The sequence below is a fragment of the Prosthecobacter sp. genome (assembly GCF_044222565.1).
Classification (GTDB): domain Bacteria; phylum Verrucomicrobiota; class Verrucomicrobiia; order Verrucomicrobiales; family Verrucomicrobiaceae; genus Prosthecobacter.
This window is the reverse complement of record NZ_JBGANA010000022.1, coordinates 1-18111: the sequence shown is the minus strand read 5'-3', so window position 1 is coordinate 18111 and position 18111 is coordinate 1. Positions and strand designations below refer to the sequence as shown.

Sequence of the window (18111 nt, the reverse complement as noted above, 5' to 3'; positions counted from 1 at the left end):
ACATCAACCTCGGTACGCAGAACACACGCATGGGACTTTTGAGCCTCATCAGACGACTCCTCGGCCAAGACCAGCCTAGTCGTCCGCCGCCTCTTCCACGGCCCGACTCGACTCCGCGGCACAACGTGGTGCCTCAGACGCGCAAGACGCCTCCGCCGCCCATTCAACGTACGCTGGCACAGCTCGATTCGAATGTGTTTGCGGGGATCTCCGGCAGTGAGACAAAGCAGCAGGCAAAGGCCATGGGCCGCCCGCTTTGGAGCAACCTTTTTGCCTTTGGCCGTCAGAGCGTCATCCCGCCCGTCACGGATGCGCGTACGCTCATGATTGATCGTGCGATGGTGGGCGAGGGGCTTATCACGCCGGAGGAGCTGACGGCCATCCACGAGATCGGTCAGAAGATGGATGAACTGCGGCCGGGTTATGACTGGGCGCAACATCAAGGCACAGCCGCGGTGATGGCGGACAAGGCCGCCAAGGCGGAGCTCAAGCGGCAGAAGAAAGCCGAGGCAGCGAAGCGCAAAGAGGAGCGTGTTGCAGGCATCGCTCATCGCAAAGCCACTGACATCATCTTCCTCGGGCGCGGTGTGTCGGGTGGTCTGGCAGACCGGCGCTCGCACGTGGAAAAGCTGCAGGAGGCGAAGCTGCCGGTGATCTCGACTCCAGCGGAACTCGCCACGGCCTTGGAGCTTCCCGTTAAGCGCCTGCGCTGGCTGGCCTTTCATGCCGAGGTGGCGGTGGTCACCCACTACATCCGCTTTCAAATTCCGAAGAAGAGCGGCGGCGTGCGGGAGATCTCCACACCGCACACCGATCTCGCCCGCGCCCAGCGCTGGATTTTGCAAAACATCCTCGAACGCGTGCCGGTAAGTGGCGTGGCGCACGGTTTTGTACGCGAGCGCGGCACTCTGACCAATGCGCGCTCCCACACCGGCAAGGACGTCGTCTTGAATGCGGATTTGAAGGACTTTTTCCCGAGCATCACCTTCCCACGAGTGCGTGGAATTTTTCAGCAGCTGGGTTACTCGCCCGCCGTCGCCACGGTGCTGGCCCTGCTGTGCACTGAGTGCCCACGCCGCACGGTGGTTTACGATGGCCAGACTTTCCATGTGGCCACGGGGCTGCGTGCCTTGCCGCAAGGTGCCTGCACCAGTCCGGCCCTGAGCAATCTCTGTGCACGCAAGCTGGATCTGCGCTTTGCGGCCCTGGCGGCGAAGCATGATTGGACCTACACGCGCTATGCCGATGACCTGACCTTCTCCGCACGCGGCGAAGCAGCGAAGTCCACCGCGCTGATCCTCAGCCGCCTGCACAACATTGTGAAGGACGAGCACTTTGAGGTGAACGAAGCCAAGACCCGCATCCAGCGCCGCAATGCGCAGCAAAGCGTCACCGGTGTGGTGGTGAACGACCACTGCAATGTGGACCGCAAAACACGCCGCCGCTTGCGGGCGATTCTGCATCAGGCCAAGCAGACCGGCATCCCCGCGCAGAACCGCATCGGCCATGACAACTTTGCCGGCTGGGTCAGCGGCATGCTCGGCTACGTGAAGATGATCAACCCGCAGCAGGGCGAAAAACTCTTCAAGGCTTGGGACCTGCTGGGCGGCCAGAAGTGACGCGTTGCAGCCACTCGCGTGCTTTGTCGCGCGCCGGGCTTGGGCGCAGCGTCCATGCATCGTTGTGGTTGACGAAGCCGGTGCTCAGGAAGGTGAGGTCCGCATTTGGAAGCAGGGGACGAAGGTAGGCCTCAGTAGGTTCTGGGTTCTTGCCCTCACCACAGATGAACTCGGGACGGCCGCCGAGACGCTTCAAACGCACGAGCGCTGATTCCCGATCCGAGCCTGGATAGGGCCATGTCTTCACGCCATCAAAATGACTGTAGGCGAAGAAGCCGCACCAGAGTTTCGCGGTTTCATCATCGTAAAGGCCCAGGTAGTTGCAGGCCAGCGCACCACGTGAGAAGCCGCAGAGCAGGACCTTCGATTCATCGCCACTGAAGTCCCGGCAGATCGTCTTCACCGCTTCGCGCAGGTGCTTCAGCGTGGGCTGAGGATCATACGTGGGCGGAGTGCCCCACCAGGTGATGGCAATTTCATCGCCCTTCCCATTCAAGTAAGGCACGCACAGCCAGATGAAGCCTTTCCCGGCAGAGAGGCCGTAGCCGAGATTGCTGCCTTCAGGAACACCCTTGCTCACATCGCCCTGCTTGCTGGTGAAATTGCCGTTACCCGCGAGTTCAACGATCACCGGCATCTTCACGCCAGGCCTCCAGTCCGTGGGCAGATAGAGCACATTGTAGAACGACTTGTCCTTCCAGCCTTCCAGCTTGTGCTTCACACGTTTGCCGGGAGCAGGTGCGTCTTCGCTCAATGCGGGAACTTCGAGATCTGGCGGAACGCTGCGGATGTCTGGAAGCTCCTGCGCGCATAAACTGGCACAGGCCAGCCAGAGGAAGAGGACGGTTTTCATAAGGTCTTGAGTTCTACCCGGGCCTTCTTCAGCGCCGCTTCGAGGGCTTCGCGATTTGTTTTGGCGGGATCGATCAACACGGTGAGCAGGGCGCTTTCATTCACGGTCGCGTGTTCGACACCGTCGAGTTTTGCCACGGCGATGTAGGCGCCGTAGCGGCAGCCTTTGCAGTCGAGAAGACCGCATTGGATCTCGATCTTTTGCAGCTTGTCCGCAGGCAGGGCGGTGAGTGGTGCCAGGATGAAGGCGCCGTTTGATGCGGCGCGCAGGAGATCTTCGAGACGCTTGGTGATGACTTCAGGCGTGGGTGGCTTCTTGGGATTGTAGTTTGTGATCAGCTTCGCTGGATCATAGCGGAAGGTGACTTCGGCGGTGTCAAAGTTGAAAGCGGCGAGTTCGACCTCGGGCATGGTTTTGACCTGTTCGCGCAAGTCCTGCTCGCGCGAGCGTTCGCTGAGGCCGATGATGCGGTGCTTGGATTCATCGGCGTGCAGATGCAACGCGATGAAGCTGAAGAGGAGGAGCAGGTGTTTCATCAGCGGGTTTGGAAGAGGGGGCTGAGGACGATTTCGTGGATCAAGGTGCGGATGCCGCCGCCTTGCTTCTCGGTACGCGCAACAATGTCATTGAGGGCAGCACGGTCGCTGAAGGCGATGTCGCGGCCGGTGGCGTAGATGATGAACTGCTGTGCGAGATTGCGCAGCAGCGTGTGCTTGTCGGCGGCGAGCATGGTTTTGAAATCGGCGATGCTGCTGAATTTGCGTTCGTCGGCGAACTGGCCGCTGGCATCCACCTTTGGGCCGAGTTTGAAGCTGATGGGAATTTTGGGATCGATGCTGCCGCGCGGTGCGGGATCGCTCTTTTCATTGAGAGAGCGGTAGCGGTCGCGCAGGCCGCCGATGACGTCGAAGGATTCCAGCGCAAAGCCGGGCGGATCAATCTTCGCATGGCAGGAGGCGCAGGAGGCGTCGGCACGGTGTTTGTCGAGCAGTTCGCGGATGGTGGTGGCGCCTTGAACGTCTGGCTCCACCGCAGGCACATTCGGCGGCGGAGGTTCGGGTGGCTTGCCGAGCAGGCGGGCCATCACGAAGGCACCGCGCACCACGGGGGAGGTAGTGGTGCCGTTGGCGGTGACTTTCAGCACGGCGGCCTGGGTGAGGAAACCGCCGCGTGCGCAGTCCTTGGGCAGCGCCACGCGGCGAATGGCCGGACCGCTCACGCCGGAGATTCCATAGTGCACGGCAAGCTTTTCATTGAGCATGGCAAAGTCTGACTGCACGAGATAGCCGGCATCCAGATTTTGCTCGATGAGTTCGCGGAAGTAGGCGCGTGTTTCGGCGACCATGCTGTCCTGCATGTAGGGGCTGAATTCCGGGTAGAGCTTTTTGTCGGGATCGTTGGCACCAATGGCGCGCAGCTTGAGCCACTGACCGAGAAAATCGTCGATGAAGCGCTGGGATTTGGGGTCTTTGAGAAGGCGATCCACCTGGGTGTGAAAGTCGCGCGGGTGCTGCAGCAGCTCGGCATCTGGTGCGGAGTTCCAGAGGAAGTAGGAGAGGCGCGCGGCGAGTGCCTGATCATCGAGTTTGGCTGCGGGCTCGATGTGGTAGAGGAAATCTGGCGAGCATAGCGCAGCACGGTACACCCAGCGCATGGCGGTTTCAAAGCAGTCTCCCGCTTTGAGGCGCGCATCGACTTGTGCGAGATATTGCTGGCGAACATCTTCGCTCACAGGCCGGCGAAAGGCTTTCGGCAAAAAGTGGGCGAGGAGATGATCTGCGGCAGCGAGCGGTTCTTTCGGCTCCACTGTCCAGAGGCCAGCCTCCGGCTCCGGCCTGTTCTTTGCGCCAGCCACTTCCTGCTTCAGCACCTTGCGCACCGGGGGGCGTGCTCCTTTGAATTCGGCGAGCGGCAGATCCCCGAACAGGAGCTGGTGCGAGCGCGGCGGCCAGACATCATTGAGCGGACCTTCGACCTCCACCCAGTCATTCGCAATGCACGGTCCGGTGAAGCCCATGGTGCGGTCTTTCTGCCCCCAGGTGCCGACGCGATACAGCACGACCGGTGCGAGTGAGGCGACATTGAAGCCGAACGTCTCCTTGAAGTTCAGCCACACATCCATGGTGTGGATCTGGGACTCCAGCGAAGGGGCATCGTAGTAACCGAGCACATAGCTCGGGTGCTGGCCGCCACGGCCATTCTCATTGAACTGAACCACGGAGAGGCGCGCGGCCTCGGTGCCGCGTGAGGGAAGGATTTTCCCCTGGTCCCACTGAAAGCTGTAGAATGAAGCGCGCACCTTGTAGCGGCCCGGATAGAGCGCGGCGAAGTGGCGGAAGTAGGCGTTCCAGGACTCGTCTTCATGGCGGAAGACGCCCACGCTGCTCATGCGGTCAAAGATGCCGAGCTGCTCGTGTGCGCCCTGGTTGACGTGTCCGTATTCACCCGCGGGCGGAAAGACGGGGTCGATCTTCTTGTCACGGAGCAGGATGGCATCGCCCTGCATGAGCATGATGTCGGGCTCGTAATTGCGCGCGAGCGAGAGGCGCACGATTTCCGATGCAGGAGCCGTGGGCCGCGTGGCGATGGCCATGTCCAGCGTCTTATCCGCCGCCTCGATGTAACGTGCGAGGTTTACGTGTGAGATGTCCAGGGCCTCGCTGTTGTTGTCGAAGCCATGCGCGGAGCCATCCGCGGGCAGACCTGCCTGCAAGGCGATGCCGGGCAGGTCAAAGAGATCACGCACGGTGTTTTCATACTCGCTGCGGGTGAGGCGTCGCACACCGGTGCGGCCTGCGGTGTCGAGCTTCTCGGCTTTGATGAGTGTGTCATTGAGCCATGCGGTCACGGCCTTGACATCCGCAGCCTGTGGGCGCGCTTTTTTCTTGGGCGGCATTTCACCGGACTCGATGAGATCGTGAATTTTGACCCATTTAGCGAAGTTCTCGGCATCGCTGAAGTTTTGCTTCAGGGCGGTGAGGTCGAGATTGCCTTTGTGCGTGTCCGCGTCGTGGCAGTCGATGCAGTGCGTGTCGAGAAACGCGGCGGTGGGTTCGGCGGCTTGCAAGCCGCAGGCGAGCAGGGCGAGTGCGAGCGGTTTCATCATGCCAGTTCCAGCCCCTTCATCGTGCCCTTGGCGGTGGAGAACTCATTCGTCTCGATGCCAAGGCGGTGCAGCATCGTGAGATAGAGATTGCTCAGCGGGTAGTTGTTCTGCGCGTCAAAGGCCAGGTGCTGGCCGTGTTTGAAGCCGCCGCCGGCGAGGAGAACGGGCAGGTTCACATTGCTATGCGAGTTGGCGCTGCCCATCGGTGTGCCGTAGAGGACCTGCGTGCGGTCCAGCAAGGTCTGGCCTTCCTCCTTGGTGCCGTCGAGTGCGGCGAGGAAGTCACTGAGCGCATCAAACTGCGCCTCTTCCTTCTCGCGCAGTTCGGCCAGGGCTTCGGGACGGTTGCCGTGATGGGTGATGTTGTGAATGACCTTGGTGTCAATGAACAGCGTGATGATGCGCGTGGAGTCGGTTTCCAGCGCGAGCTTCATCACATCAAACATGAGCCGGGTCTTTGCCACAAACTCACGCGCGTCATCGATGTCCTTCGGCGCATCCGCCTTGACCACGGGCTTCGGCTTGTACTCCCACTCCTCGGCGGCATGCAGGCGCTTCTCCAGCTCACGCACGGCAGTGAAGTACTCGTCCATGCGCTGCTTGTCCGCATAAGTCAGCGTTTGATTGAGCCGCTTGGACTGGCTGCCCACGAAGTCCAGCATGCTGCGACCCTGCTTAAGCATCTCCACATTTGCCTCCACTTCGCTGGATTTGCCCTGCACGAAGAGTTTTTGGAAGAGCTTGCTCGGGCTCTTCTCCGCCGGGATCGGCGCACCGCTGCGCGTGTAGCTCAGGGTCGAGGCACCATCGCTCTCCATGGCCAGCGTGAGCGACGGATGTCGCGTGGCCACGCCGACGTGCTCGGCGGCGAACTGATCGAGCGACACCCAGTTGCGGAAGCCCCCGCGCTCTGGATGCGGTGTGCCGGTGAGGAAGCATTTCTCCGCCGCATGTCCGCCTGTAACGCCGGGCAGGCTCACGCCGGAGAAGACCGTCATCTTCTCACGATGCTGCTTCAGCTTTTGCAGGTAGGGCGAGAGCGCATAATCACGCCCGGCTTTTTCCGGGAAGAAGAACTGCGGGATGATGCCCATGTTTGTCTCGATGGCGACCATGCGCCGAGGAACCGTGGCGGTTTCGCCGGCACGCAGCATGGATTCGAGAAACGGAAGCGCGAGCGTGGCACCCGCGCCCTGCAGCAGCGTGCGGCGCGAGAGGGGTCGGTTCAGATTGAGGTTCATGAGTGGGAAAATGATAACACGACTTAACGCAGCGGCACACCCCAGAGATGGCCGCCAGAGGTGATGAAGAGAGTCTTGCCGTCCTTGCCGCCGAAAGCGCAGTTGCAGCATTCGTCGGGAGCCGTGGGGATGAAGTCGAGCAGGCGGCCGGAGGGTGCGAGGATGTAGCAGCCGGCTTTGAAGCGGGTCGTTTCAAACTCGTTGGCCTTGTTGACTCCGGCAGCCACGTAGATGCGGCCTGCACTGTCCATCTTCATGCCATCGGGACCGCGACCGTCTTTCCAGTCGAAGATGACCTTGCGTGTGCCGGGTTTGACGTCGCCGTTTTTGTCGAGGGTGTAGCGCAGGAGTTTGCGTGAGCCGCCGTAGGTGTTGTTATTGTTGTCGGCGATGTAGAGATGGCGGTCGTCTGGGGAGATGAGGATGCCGTTGGGGCGTTCGGCACCGTCGCAATGGATGCGGGTGACGTTGGGGATGTCATACGCGAATGAGCAAAGGCCATCTGGCAAATGGGCTTTTCTATTGATTCGATAAACGCCTTCGATGGGCACTAGCGCCCGATGCACTGCCATCGCCGGATTACCTGATTCTGGTACGACATCAAATGACGGCACAGGTCCAAGAATCTCCATCCCCGCCCGCGAACCATACCTCGGATCGGTGAAATAAATCTGCCCCTTCGAGTCCATGCAGAGATCGTTCGGCGAGTTAAAGCGTTTCCCTTCAAGCCGGTCCGTCATCACCGTGATGCTCCCATCCTTTTCAGTGCGTGTCACGCGACGCAGGCCGGACTCGCAGGCCACGAGGCGGCCCTCTTTGTCAAAGAGCAGGCCGTTGGAGGCGTTGTGGCGGAAGACGGTGGTTTTGCCGTTGGGGCCCATGCGGTTGATGTGCTTCCCATCGGTGAAGTAGAGAGAGCCGTTGTGCCATGCCGGTCCTTCGGTGGCGCCGATGGCTCCGTGATCCTTGGGTTTGGCCCCGGGAATGACGGGAGAGCGCATGGAGGTGCACGAGGCAAGGGTGATGGCAAGAGCGAGGATAGGCAGAGGGCTGATGGACATGCGGGACATCAATACGGCACAGATTAGAAAATTTCAGCGACACAACGTGTGTGAGGCGTTTTCTTGCAGGACATGCGTTTGAATTTTCTGCCTTCGATTTTCCTCCTGCTCGCCGCAGCCTCCACGCTGCTGCAGGCCCAGACGAGCGTGCCGATGCCGGCGCGTGAGCTGCGCGGCTCGTGGATCGCGACGGTGCATTGCATCAACTGGCCCAGCGAGCCGGGGCTGCCGGTGGCCAGGCAGCAGGAGCAGTTGCGGACGCTCATCGACTCAGCGGCGGATGTGGGGCTAAACGTCCTGATCTTTCAAGTGCGGCCGGCGGGAGATGCGGTCTATGACTCGAAGCTCGAGCCGTGGTCGCCGTTTCTCACGGGAAAGATGGGAGTGGCGCCGTCGCCTCCATGGGATCCACTGACGTTTGCGATCGATGAGGCGCACAAACGGGGGATCGAGCTGCATGCGTGGTTCAATCCCTTCCGTGCTCTCGCGGGGGAAAAGCGCGAACCCAGTGCGGACCACATCGTGCGCAAGCATCCGGAGTGGACGATGAAGTATGGACCCGACACGTGGATGGACCCCGGTGTGCCGGAGGTGCGCGCGCAGGTGATCGCGGTCATCATGGATGTGGTGCGGCGCTACGATGTGGATGGCATCCACATGGACGATTACTTCTATCCCTACCCGCTGATGGACAAGGCCAAGAAGAACATCCCGTTTCCGGATGATGCGAGCTACCGGCGCTACAAGGCCGCAGGCGGCACTCTGGAGCTCACGGCCTGGCGGCGGCAGAATGTGGATGAGACGGTGCGCGCCATCTATGAGGGCATCAAGGCGGAGAAGAAAGCTGTGAAGTTTGGCATCAGCCCCTTTGGGCTGTGGCGGCCAAATTTTCCGGAGGGCACGGGCGGCGGACTGGACCCCTATGAGGATCTCTGCGCAGACTCCCGCAAGTGGCTGCAGGAGGGCTGGGTCGATTACCTCACGCCGCAGCTGTATTGGACGATCAGCCGGCCGAAGCTGGGCTTCACGACCTACTATGACTGGTGGCTGGAACAGAACACGCAGGGCCGCCACATCTGGCCGGGGATGAACACCTCCAAGGTAGGTGATGACCGCAATGCGGGTGAGATTTTACACCAGATGAGCGTGCTGCGTGAGCGTGGCAGCAAAATGACGCCCGGACACTTCCACTGGAATTTTGGATCTTTGCACAAGGACCTGGGCAAGGTAGGCACCTACACGAAGGAGCGCGCCTACATCACCCATGCGCTGCCGCCTGCCTCGCCCTGGCTCAGCCAGACGGCGCTGCCGGCGCCCATCGTCGGCAAAACGGTGCCCGGCGGCAGGCTCACCGTGGACTGGCAGCACAGCGATCCGCAATGGATGAACGAGACACGCTGGTGGGTGATGCAGGCGCAGATCAATGGCAAATGGATCACCTGGGAAACGTATTTCAAAGATCAGCTCAGCGCCCCATGGCCGGCCAATGCAACGGCGGTGGCGATCCGTGCCGCAGGGCGTGGCTGGGAGGTGGGTGAGGCGGGGGTGACTACAAAGTAAGGGTGGGTTTAGAAGGACATGTGAGTTGTCATTTGAGGCTCGGGCCGCATCTTGTAATCATGAGACCAAGAACCTTCGAAATCCGCGGACTGCCCGCCATGCTGCTGCTTGGCGTGATCGGCGTCGTGCTGGTCGGATTGGTGGCGCTGGTGCTCATGGTGGGCGCGGCGGTGGCGGTGGCGGGGCTGGCGGTCTCTGCTGTCGCCGCGTTGTATTACACGCTGCGCCGTAAGCTTTCGGGGTCCAGGCAAAGCGCCTGGCTGCCACCGGAGAAGCCGGTGGCGTCGAGCTCGGCGCTCGTGGTGCGGGAGATTGAGGTGGAAGTGCTGCCGCAGAACGAACGGTGAGTCAGCAGAGCTTTCCGGAGCGATCCATAGCTCGCGAGTACTTTTCGGATTACCGGCAGTACTCCCAGAACAGGCCGCCCATCATGCAGCCGAGTTCGTTGCGCGGGGCGAAGTTGCCACGGGTGTAGAGCACGATGGCATAGGGTGTGTTGCGGTAATAGAAGAAGAGGGATTCGTGATCCCACTCGCCGTAGTTGCCGGTCTTGCCGCCGATGTGGGTGATGCTGGCGGGCATGACCCAGCGGCCAAGGCCGTACTGGTCCCGCCGCATGGCCTCCAGCAGCAGCTCGCAGCCGTAGTCCAGGCGGTAGTTCACGCAGCGTTCGTAGAACTCGGCGTAAAAGCGTGGTGACTGCCAGTTATTGAGGATCTGCGCATGGGGCAGATGATACTTCTGCTTGAAATACTGCTCATCTGCCGACGTGAGGCGCGCCATCAGGTAGTACCAGGAGGCGTTGATGCTTTGATCGCAGGCGTAAACGATGTTTTGAAACTCCTCGCGGGTGAGATTTCCGCGGCGCTTCTCCAGAAGCACTGCGGCCACGGCGGGCTTCGGCATGGAGCCTCCCACGAAAAGCTTGTCTGCCTGAAACTCCGCAAGGTACTGACCGGTGGCGAGATTTTTGACCGCGTAGCCGATGCGCGGATCGCGCTTGTGCGTGCGGTAGAAGTACTCCATGGCCGAGGTGTAGGGGCGGCCATGCGCGCTATGAGAGCGGAAGCGCAGGTAGGCACCCGAGGCAAGGAAGTGATTGCGATACTCCCATTGCGCACGGTTTTTACGGGCCGAGAAACCGAGCACTGAGGAAGACGATGCGGCACAGCCCGCGAGCGCCGCAGGCAATGCCAGCAGACCACGCTGCAGCCAGGTGCGGCGTGTCTCTGGAAGCACTGGGGGGACATCCTCGGACATGGGGCGATTATTGCCCTCCTATACGGCGGGCTGCCAGAGAGAAAGTGTCAGAAAATTGTGCGCGTAATTTTTGGGGAAAGTGATCTGCGTTCAAACTCAGCCCGGAGATTCGGAAGGAGGAGGAATAGTTGCTTCTGGCGCTGTCAGCTTTGAATGTGCTCGCAGCGCTGCCGGATGACTTCGAGAATGGAACCCTGGATCTGGTTCATGACCCACTCGCTCCACCATCCGGCATAGCGGTTGAAGCGCGTCGAGAGACGATGAGTGCTGGAGAGATGCAGGATGCAGGTGCCATCGCTGCGCGGCTCGATTTCATACGTGCCGTCGAGCACGTCGTAGAAGCGGCCGCCGACGATGATGTGGCGGTCAAAGGCGGTGTGCGGGATGAACTCGGGGTCTGCCTTGATGGTGAAGGAGAGCCGGTGCTGGGGCTCCCAGACGGTGACGACTTCGAAGAATGAAACATCGCGCTCAAAGGTGGCATGCCTGCGGCCGCCGATTCCTTGTTTGTCGATGGTGGCAGCGATGGGCCGTGGAAAGCCGATGAGGTAGATCCACTGCGCGGGCAGCTCCTCTTTCCGAATGGCCGGGACTTGATAGATCTGGTTCCAGATCACTGCGGGAGATGCCTTGATGGTGACGGCATTCTGCATCACACGCGTTTCATGCGGCGCCTGCCACATCTGCTCGATGGGTGAGACCGCGTAGGGCAGCAGGACCAAGAATGTGATGGAAAGACGGCCACTCTCAGTTCTTTTCAAAATCAGGCTCATGATCACACCCCCGATGAAGGCCATGATCATCAGAATTGGTGCAGCCACCACGGCACAGATGATCGCCTCCATGTTAAAAAGCAGGCTTGCGATCACGAGCGCAAACATGGTCAGGGCGGGGGCCGCATACGCCCAGAAACCGCTGGGCCTGTCCAGCTTGTAACCCAGGAAACAGACGAGCGCTCCAACGCTGCAGGGCAAGGTGTAAATGAAGGCGGCGGAAACCGTCTGCAACCAGCCGCCCAGGGACTGGGAGAACAGCAGCCAGGTGATCAGTGCATACAGCGCGACGATGGATGCAATGACAAGGATGTGGCGGCGGTTCACGCGCATGGGTGCAGGCTGACATCTTTCCCCGCATGCCGCCACTGGGAAAACTGGGGAGGATGATCAGGGAGACTCTTTGAAGTGAGTCCGCTCCAGAAAGCACCCGCTGCTGATGGGAGAAAGGCTGGCGCCGAAGATAAGCTGGAGCTGCTTGAATGCGTCCGGCTGGATGTCTTCCATGGAGGTCCGCAGCACGAGGGTGTGGCAGACGGGAGAGCTGCCGTACTGCACCGACCACACCTCCAAAGAAGGAAGGGCGGATTTTGCTTCCCTGGCTTTCGTGATCATCTCCCGGGCCTGCTTTACGGCCTCCTCCGCTTTGGGAAAGCTGCCGGCGCACAGATACATGGGCTGCAGGTCCAGATGGTCATGGACCTGGCGCGTCTTGGCCGGGATGATGCAGATCCAGCGGGACTGCCTGCTGCCTTCATCGTCTGCCTCCACGCCTTCCAGTCCGGTGCTGACGCGCAGATAGAGGGAGTTCATGTCCTCCGTGGCCTGCTCCAGTTTCCATTCGGGTCGGTGTTCGTATTTCCCAAAGATCTCCTCTGGTAGGGAGGTGTAGTTTGAAAGGAAATTCGCCTGGCCCGAGGTGATGCGGCCGTCTCGTTTCCATGAAGAGAGCTTGGCAAAGCGGGACCCGTCCCAACGGTAGGCTCGCTCTGGGTAGCGAGTCAGCAGATCCGCCAACTGGGTGCTGTCATTCCGGGTTCTGACGTTTTCACTTTTGGCTCCCGTGTCGGGATCGATCAAACGGTCCATGTCCAGCAGCGTTGTACGTTTGATCCTGCGGGCGAGAAAGGAGGCCACGGGCTGCTGCTCGGGGGTTTTCTCGTACTCATCAAGGTAGCGCGTCACCTGCAGCCGGTAGTAACTCGAGTGATTGTCGGTTTCCGTTCTGAGGATGGCAAAACTTGTCGCATTGGAGCCGAGAAAATCTTCATCGACGGTGATAGTGCGGTCCGGAGTGCCAAGCAGAGACATCGAAGAGGCGAAGATGCACGCGAGGCAGGCAAGAGTGGCTTTCATGCGGGAAAGAGTAAGGGCAGCGGGTGGCGGGTCCAGCAACATTCTTACACAGAGTGCTGATTTCTTCGGGTGGGGAGGCGGGGTCAGGACTGACAGGTTTGATCTCTTCCTCCCCTGACTCTGGAGACATCGGAGGGAATCATGAAACTCGATATGTTCGCGGCTCCGACGACGGCGGGCTAGGGACAGCCCGCCCTACCTGCCCTGGGTATGCGAGAGTCCAGCGCCAGGTAGGGCGGCTTGTCCTCAAGCCGCCGTCGAATGTCCCCCATGCTCTCATGGCAGCAACGCTCCCGAACAAGGGAGTAGGAGGAAGAGGAAGAGGCGGAGAAGGATTGCAGGCGCACTGGGTGGGCTTTACACGCAGGCCGAAAAAAAGAGGGCACCTCGCGGTGCCCTCTTCGTGGTTGATTGGATGTTAAGTCTCAGATCGCGGATTACTGGCCGCCTGGACGCCACTCTTCGGTGGCGAACTTGAAGGCCTGCTCCAGACCGACGAGGTCGGTGCTTGGGCGGAGGGCTTCGAAGGCCTGGCTTTCCTTCTGGATGTCGGCTTCGCTGTAGTTCATGGCCTTGATGGAAAGGCCGATGCGGCGCTCCACCTTGTCCACCTTGATGACGCGTGCTTCCACTTCGTCGCCAACGTTGAGCTTGTCCTTGACCTTCTCGATGCGGTCTTCGCTGATCTGCGAGATGTGCACGAGGCCGTCGATGTCGTCTTCCAGTTCGACGAAGGCGCCGAAGGAGGCGATCTTGGCCACGCGGCCCTTCACGACGTCGCCCACCTTGAAGCGGGTGTCGATGATGGACCATGGGTCGGTGTCGAGTTGCTTCATGCCCAGGCTGATGCGCTGGTTGGCCTTGTCGATGCCGAGAACGACTGCGTCCACTTCCTGGCCCTTCTTGAGGAGCTCGGAAGGATGGTTGATCTTGCGGGTCCAGCTGAGGTCGGACACGTGGATCATGCCATCGATGCCTTCTTCCAGCTCCACAAACGCACCGTAAGCGGTGAGGTTGCGGACCGGACGCTTAAGCTGCGTACCGATCGGGTAGCGGGCGTCGATGTCGTCCCATGGATTGGTGTCCAGCTGACGCACGCCGAGGCTGATCTTGCGCTCTTCCTTGTTGATGCCAAGGACGGAAGCTTCGATTTCCTGACCGACGGTGAGAACGTCCGAAGGACGCGCGATGCGCTTCGTCCAGGAGAGTTCGGAGACGTGGACGAGGCCTTCGACGCCTTCTTCCACTTCCACAAACGCGCCGTAGGCGACGAGCTTCGTGACCTTGCCGCGCACGCGCTGGCCGACGGGGTAACGGGCTTCGATGTTTTCCCAAGGATTGTTCTGAAGCTGCTTGAGGCCGAGGGAGACACGCTCCTTCTCGCGATTGACTTCGAGAATCTGGACTTCGATTTTCTGCCCAATTCCGAGCATTTCGGAAGGATGGTTGAGGCGGCCCCAGGACATGTCCGTGATGTGGAGCAGTCCGTCCATGCCGTTGAGGTCCACGAACGCACCGAAGTCGGTGATGTTCTTGACGATACCGATGACCTTGTCGCCAGGGGTGACGCCGTCGAGGAACTTCTGGCGCTGTTCGGCGCGCTCGGCCTCGATGACTTCGCGGCGGGAAAGGACGATGTTTTTGCGTTCGTCGTTGATCTTGACGATCTTGAATTCGAACACCTTGCCGACGTACTCGTTGAGATCCTTCGGCGGGATGATGTCGATCTGGCTGCCGGGGAGGAAGGCTTCGACGCCGACATTGACCATGAGGCCGCCTTTGACGACGCTCTTGACCTTGCCTTTGACGAGACCGCCGTCCTTGAAGACGTTGTAGATCTTTTCCCAGTTCTGGCGGTGTGCGGCCTTCTCCTTGGAGAGGACGACCATGCCTTCGTCGTTTTCGAGGCGCTCGAGGAGGACTTCCACCTCATCGCCTACCTGGATGTCTTCATCTTCAAACTCGTTCGCCGGGATGGCTCCTTCGGACTTGTAGCCGATATCGACGAGGATGACCTGTGGTTTGATTTCGAGGATCTTGCCTTTGACGATGGATCCTTCGGAAAGCTCGCGGAAAGAACCTGCGATCAGGTCTGCGAGTGTCGCTGTTGCGCTCATTATCTGTTGTTTACGGGTTGCGAGTGTTTAGGTGGTAAACCGCACGCGCACCTCCACTCCTGAGGCGCCCGGCGGGCTTTCGTCCCGCAAAGCCAAAAGGCTCCCGGACAAGAGGGCCGGGAGTGTCGGGGAGGATCGGTGTTTGGCAAGGGGGAAATGTGGGAGAAAACCGGGGCTGAAGGGCCCCAAACTGCGCAGACTCTGCCCTTAACCCCCCACCGGGTGCTGCCGGGGAGCGTCCTACGCCTTGAGATACTCTTCTTTGAGCAGCGGAATATCCTCGTCGGAAACCGGGGTGCGGAAAGGCCAGCGCTTGAGCAGCCACTGCCAGAACAAATAGTCCGGGTCGTCCAGCGGCACCTCGATGGCACCATCCCAAAAGCCGGAGCCTTCGGCGTAGCCATGGGCCGGAATGTAGATGGTGCCACAGTCCAGCACGCCGCCACTCCGGGGCGAATAGTTCGTGGAGTTCCTAAACGACGGTTTGTCCGCTTGGGGCGGGACTTCGCAGCACCCCCGAGTCTTCCAGCAGCCGGCCACGATTTCGATGTCAACTGCCTCTTCAGCGTCCCACCAACGGTCAAAGAAAGCCGTCAGGATGTCCATGTTGGTGAGCAGTCCTTCAGGCAACTCCAGCAGTGACAGCGGAGGATACTCCAAAGTCTCGCGGAAAAAGGCCTCCTTGCATTTGTTTTTGATCGCAGGCCGCCAGCCTTCGATATCCCGCTCAAACGGGACCTCTTCAGTCATGACGACGGTGGGAGATCGCATTTCATCGATTTCGTGCGCATCGAGATTTGCACCACTCACGATGAGATGAGCTATGAGTTCTGGCCTGGCGCGGATCACATAGACTCTCCGGCAGTAGAGGTCGCGCGTCTCAGGGAGGTACCGGGGTTCTCGGATCATGCGTGATTTTATGGACTCGAGAAGGACGCCGCAATGGAAATGCCGGACGTCATTCCGTGCCAGTCACTGCAGCGTGAGCTCCGCGAGATAGATCGCAGTGATGGTCTTCCCGGCGGCGTCTTTTTCGTGGCTGGAGTAGTAGGAGACGAGGGCGCGTTTGTCTGACAGAGGGACGAAGCCGGGATAGGAATTGTCGCCGCCGCTGGGGAGTTCTGCGAACTCTTGCAGGGCATCGCCGACGAGCCAGCAGAGCGAGGTCTTGGGGCCGTGCTCCTTGGTGGTTTTGCGGCCGCCAACGAGGGTGTGCTCTCCCCATTTCACGACGAGCGGGCCGCCCACCGGCCGGTCCAGGCTGTGGCGGCTCCACTCCGTGTAGGGTGGCTGGGAGCGGATGACGAGGGCGTTCTTGCCACCGCCATGACGCCCGATGGCGAGCAGGCCGCCGTCTTTCTCAAAGAGAAACGCGGTTTCGTCTCCGGCGGCCTCGGCGAAGTAGGCGCGCTTTTTCCAGATCAGGCCGTCATCGCTTTCCAGCAGGAGGGACTGCACTTTGTCGCCCTCGCCTTTGGGGCCGATGTCGTAGCCGGGCTTGCGCCGGCCGCAGAGGTAGGCCCTGCCACTGGTGGCGGCGGCGCGCCAGATGTAGAGGCCGAAGGTGCCCTCCAGCAGTTCGGGCTCGCTCCACTGCGTGCCATCAGCGCTCCAGGTGGCGAAGCCGAGCATCTTGTTCATGTCGTAGTCCTTGGGCTGGATGCTGCCGGGGCCGCTCCACCAGGTGCCGGTGTAAACAAAGAGCCGGTCTTTGAAGACGAGGAAGTGGGGATCCCGCGTGTCGCGGTCCTTGATGGAAAAACGCTGCACCTGCGTCCATGTGGCGCCTTCATCCGCGCTGCGCATGACGATGGCGGAGGCGGTGTTGAAAACCATGTGGCCGTCCGGGCAGCTGCGGAAGCAGAGGTAGAGCTGGCCGCGAAAGCGCACGAGATCCGTGAAGGCATTGTGCTCGCCATTGTGGAAGATGCGGCGGATGTTGCTGACGGTGACCTGCGGTGGTGTGTCGGCACCCTGGACGGAGCCCAGCAGCAGGAGGGCGAGTGTGGTGATGAGGCGCATGGGAGGACGATGGAAGGAAAGGCGCAACGCAGCTGCAGATGCCGCCGGAACCGCCAGCTACAAACGTTGCTTCAGCCGCCCTTCCATGGCGAAATCTTCTTGCCAAGCGAGGCAGGCAATTTGACCAACTCTCAAAAATCTTGTCCCTGAGCGGTGGCTTGCATCTGCGCGCTGACCATTTCAAAGCAGGCGATCAAGACTCCGCACAGGCACACGACGAGGGCCATGCTGAAGACAGCGCCAAAATCCGCCAGCATCGCGGTGACGCGGGGTGAGGCACCGGGGGCTGGGAGGCGAAGGCTGCTACTAGCCATGGCCGGGTTATACGGGAGCGGCGAAAGGATTGTCAATGGTTTCGCAGGGAGTCCCCCCGAGCCTGTGTGAAACTCAAGATCACGGCGCACTCCGCAGGTCCACCTTGTGGCCGTCGGGAAATTCCACCTCCAGCGTAGTGTACTGCCACTCGGCCCCGGAGGATTTCTCGGCTTTCACCTTCAGGGAGCCTTCGCCCTTGGGACCGGATACCGGGACGGTGAAGGCGGCGTTGCCCGCGCCGTTGTTGTAGTTCACAGAGCCGGAAAACGTCCAGCCATTGGTGATGGGGGTGCCCAGTGCCTGCTGCACCTCGGCGGAGTTTTGCACACGTTTGAACGCCTCCGTATACACATCCGTTTTCTTGATGACGTTCATCGCGAAGAAGAACATGACGAAGGAGCCAATCACACTGAGCACGATGAGGCCCAGGCAGCCGCCGCAGCCAAACAGCAGACACTTTCCGCCGCTGCTTTTCGGGGGTGAGGGCACTGGGGTGGGGGCCGCGTTGGAAAAGGGCGATTGAGCAGGAAAGGAGGGTGGCGGCGGTGGGGGCTGCGGAAGAGAATCCATGGTCTTGGGTGGTGGGTGTATTTCCAGCATTCTACACGGAGGCCTGTCAGCGTGTCGAGCCTGCCGCGTGGTGCTGCGTTCGGCCGTATATCGTGAACAATGCGCCTGGCGGATGGCGTTTAGACCTAATGCCGCTAAGCAAAAGCTGGTTGGTGCCGGAAAAAGAGCGCTGTACAAATGAACTGCATGGTTAACTAAAGGCGGATGCCTGCATCATCCACACCTGATCTTCCCCCTGGCGTCTTTGCCCACACTCTC

At 60.5% G+C, this 18111-nt stretch carries 16 protein-coding genes; 3 read left to right on the top strand and 13 right to left on the bottom strand.

The window, feature by feature from the left end; genetic code table 11:
* Positions 1–29 precede the first annotated feature (29 nt).
* Entirely contained in the window at positions 30–1619 is a 1590-nt protein-coding gene (locus tag ACILSR_RS25355; protein WP_395752607.1) for a reverse transcriptase family protein, read from the top strand.
* Here the strand turns inward: ACILSR_RS25355 and ACILSR_RS25350 are convergent.
* Genes ACILSR_RS25350 through ACILSR_RS25330 form a run of 5 tightly spaced genes read right to left on the bottom strand, consistent with a single transcriptional unit; the run spans position 1585 to position 7880 of the window.
* Positions 1585–2472: a hypothetical protein gene (locus tag ACILSR_RS25350; protein WP_395752606.1), complete on the bottom strand. Its 888-nt coding sequence runs from the start codon at positions 2470–2472 to the stop codon at positions 1585–1587. The two genes, ACILSR_RS25355 and ACILSR_RS25350, sit on opposite strands and share 35 nt — an antisense overlap.
* Positions 2469–3008 carry a heavy-metal-associated domain-containing protein gene (locus ACILSR_RS25345; RefSeq protein WP_395752605.1) on the bottom strand — a complete coding sequence of 180 codons (540 nt, stop codon included), beginning with the start codon at positions 3006–3008 and terminating at the stop codon, positions 2469–2471. Before ACILSR_RS25345 ends, ACILSR_RS25350 begins: the two co-directional genes overlap by 4 nt.
* Positions 3008–5578: a DUF1592 domain-containing protein gene (locus ACILSR_RS25340; RefSeq protein ID WP_395752604.1), complete on the bottom strand. Its 2571-nt coding sequence runs from the start codon at positions 5576–5578 to the stop codon at positions 3008–3010. Before ACILSR_RS25340 ends, ACILSR_RS25345 begins: the two co-directional genes overlap by 1 nt.
* On the bottom strand, positions 5575–6819 hold the full coding sequence (locus tag ACILSR_RS25335) for a DUF1552 domain-containing protein (RefSeq protein WP_395752603.1): 1245 nt from the start codon (positions 6817–6819) through the stop codon (positions 5575–5577). The genes ACILSR_RS25340 and ACILSR_RS25335 overlap by 4 nt, the downstream gene beginning before the upstream one ends.
* Before the next feature lie 23 nt (positions 6820–6842).
* Positions 6843–7880, bottom strand: coding sequence for an SMP-30/gluconolactonase/LRE family protein (locus tag ACILSR_RS25330; protein ID WP_395752602.1), 1038 nt, complete (start codon positions 7878–7880; stop codon positions 6843–6845).
* A 72-nt stretch (positions 7881–7952) separates the two neighbouring features.
* On the opposite strand from ACILSR_RS25330, the gene ACILSR_RS25325 reads away from it, so the two are divergent.
* Both ACILSR_RS25325 and ACILSR_RS25320 read left to right on the top strand, forming a co-directional pair.
* A complete protein-coding gene (locus ACILSR_RS25325) occupies positions 7953–9440 on the top strand; it encodes a glycoside hydrolase family 10 protein (protein WP_395752601.1) in 1488 nt (495 codons plus the stop codon).
* Positions 9441–9499: 59 nt separating this feature from the next.
* A complete protein-coding gene (locus ACILSR_RS25320; RefSeq protein WP_395752600.1) occupies positions 9500–9787 on the top strand; it encodes a hypothetical protein in 288 nt (95 codons plus the stop codon).
* Positions 9788–9836: 49 nt separating this feature from the next.
* Here the strand turns inward: ACILSR_RS25320 and ACILSR_RS25315 are convergent, their stop codons facing one another.
* The 8 genes from ACILSR_RS25315 to ACILSR_RS25280 all read right to left on the bottom strand — a co-directional run bounded on the left by ACILSR_RS25315 (position 9837) and on the right by ACILSR_RS25280 (position 17772).
* Positions 9837–10700, bottom strand: coding sequence for a hypothetical protein (locus ACILSR_RS25315; protein ID WP_395752599.1), 864 nt, complete (start codon positions 10698–10700; stop codon positions 9837–9839).
* Between the two features lie 143 nt (positions 10701–10843).
* The gene (locus ACILSR_RS25310) at positions 10844–11806 is read right to left on the bottom strand and encodes a hypothetical protein (protein ID WP_395752598.1); all 963 of its coding nucleotides are present in this window, start codon (positions 11804–11806) and stop codon (positions 10844–10846) included.
* A 57-nt stretch (positions 11807–11863) separates the two neighbouring features.
* Positions 11864–12829: a hypothetical protein gene (locus ACILSR_RS25305; protein WP_395752597.1), complete on the bottom strand. Its 966-nt coding sequence runs from the start codon at positions 12827–12829 to the stop codon at positions 11864–11866.
* A gap of 437 nt (positions 12830–13266) precedes the next feature.
* Entirely contained in the window at positions 13267–14946 is a 1680-nt protein-coding gene (locus ACILSR_RS25300; protein WP_395752596.1) for a 30S ribosomal protein S1, read from the bottom strand.
* Between the two features lie 240 nt (positions 14947–15186).
* Positions 15187–15855, bottom strand: a complete 669-nt coding sequence (locus ACILSR_RS25295) for a hypothetical protein (protein WP_395752595.1) — start codon at positions 15853–15855, stop codon at positions 15187–15189.
* Positions 15856–15918: 63 nt separating this feature from the next.
* Positions 15919–16968 (bottom strand): sialidase family protein, encoded by a 1050-nt coding sequence (locus ACILSR_RS25290; protein ID WP_395752594.1) that lies wholly within the window; start codon positions 16966–16968, stop codon positions 15919–15921.
* A 131-nt stretch (positions 16969–17099) separates the two neighbouring features.
* The gene (locus ACILSR_RS25285) at positions 17100–17282 is read right to left on the bottom strand and encodes a hypothetical protein (RefSeq protein ID WP_395752593.1); all 183 of its coding nucleotides are present in this window, start codon (positions 17280–17282) and stop codon (positions 17100–17102) included.
* A 79-nt stretch (positions 17283–17361) separates the two neighbouring features.
* Complete coding sequence (locus ACILSR_RS25280) at positions 17362–17772, bottom strand: cytochrome c oxidase assembly factor Coa1 family protein (RefSeq protein WP_395752592.1); 411 nt, start codon at positions 17770–17772, stop codon at positions 17362–17364.
* Between the last annotated feature and the right edge of the window lie 339 nt (positions 17773–18111).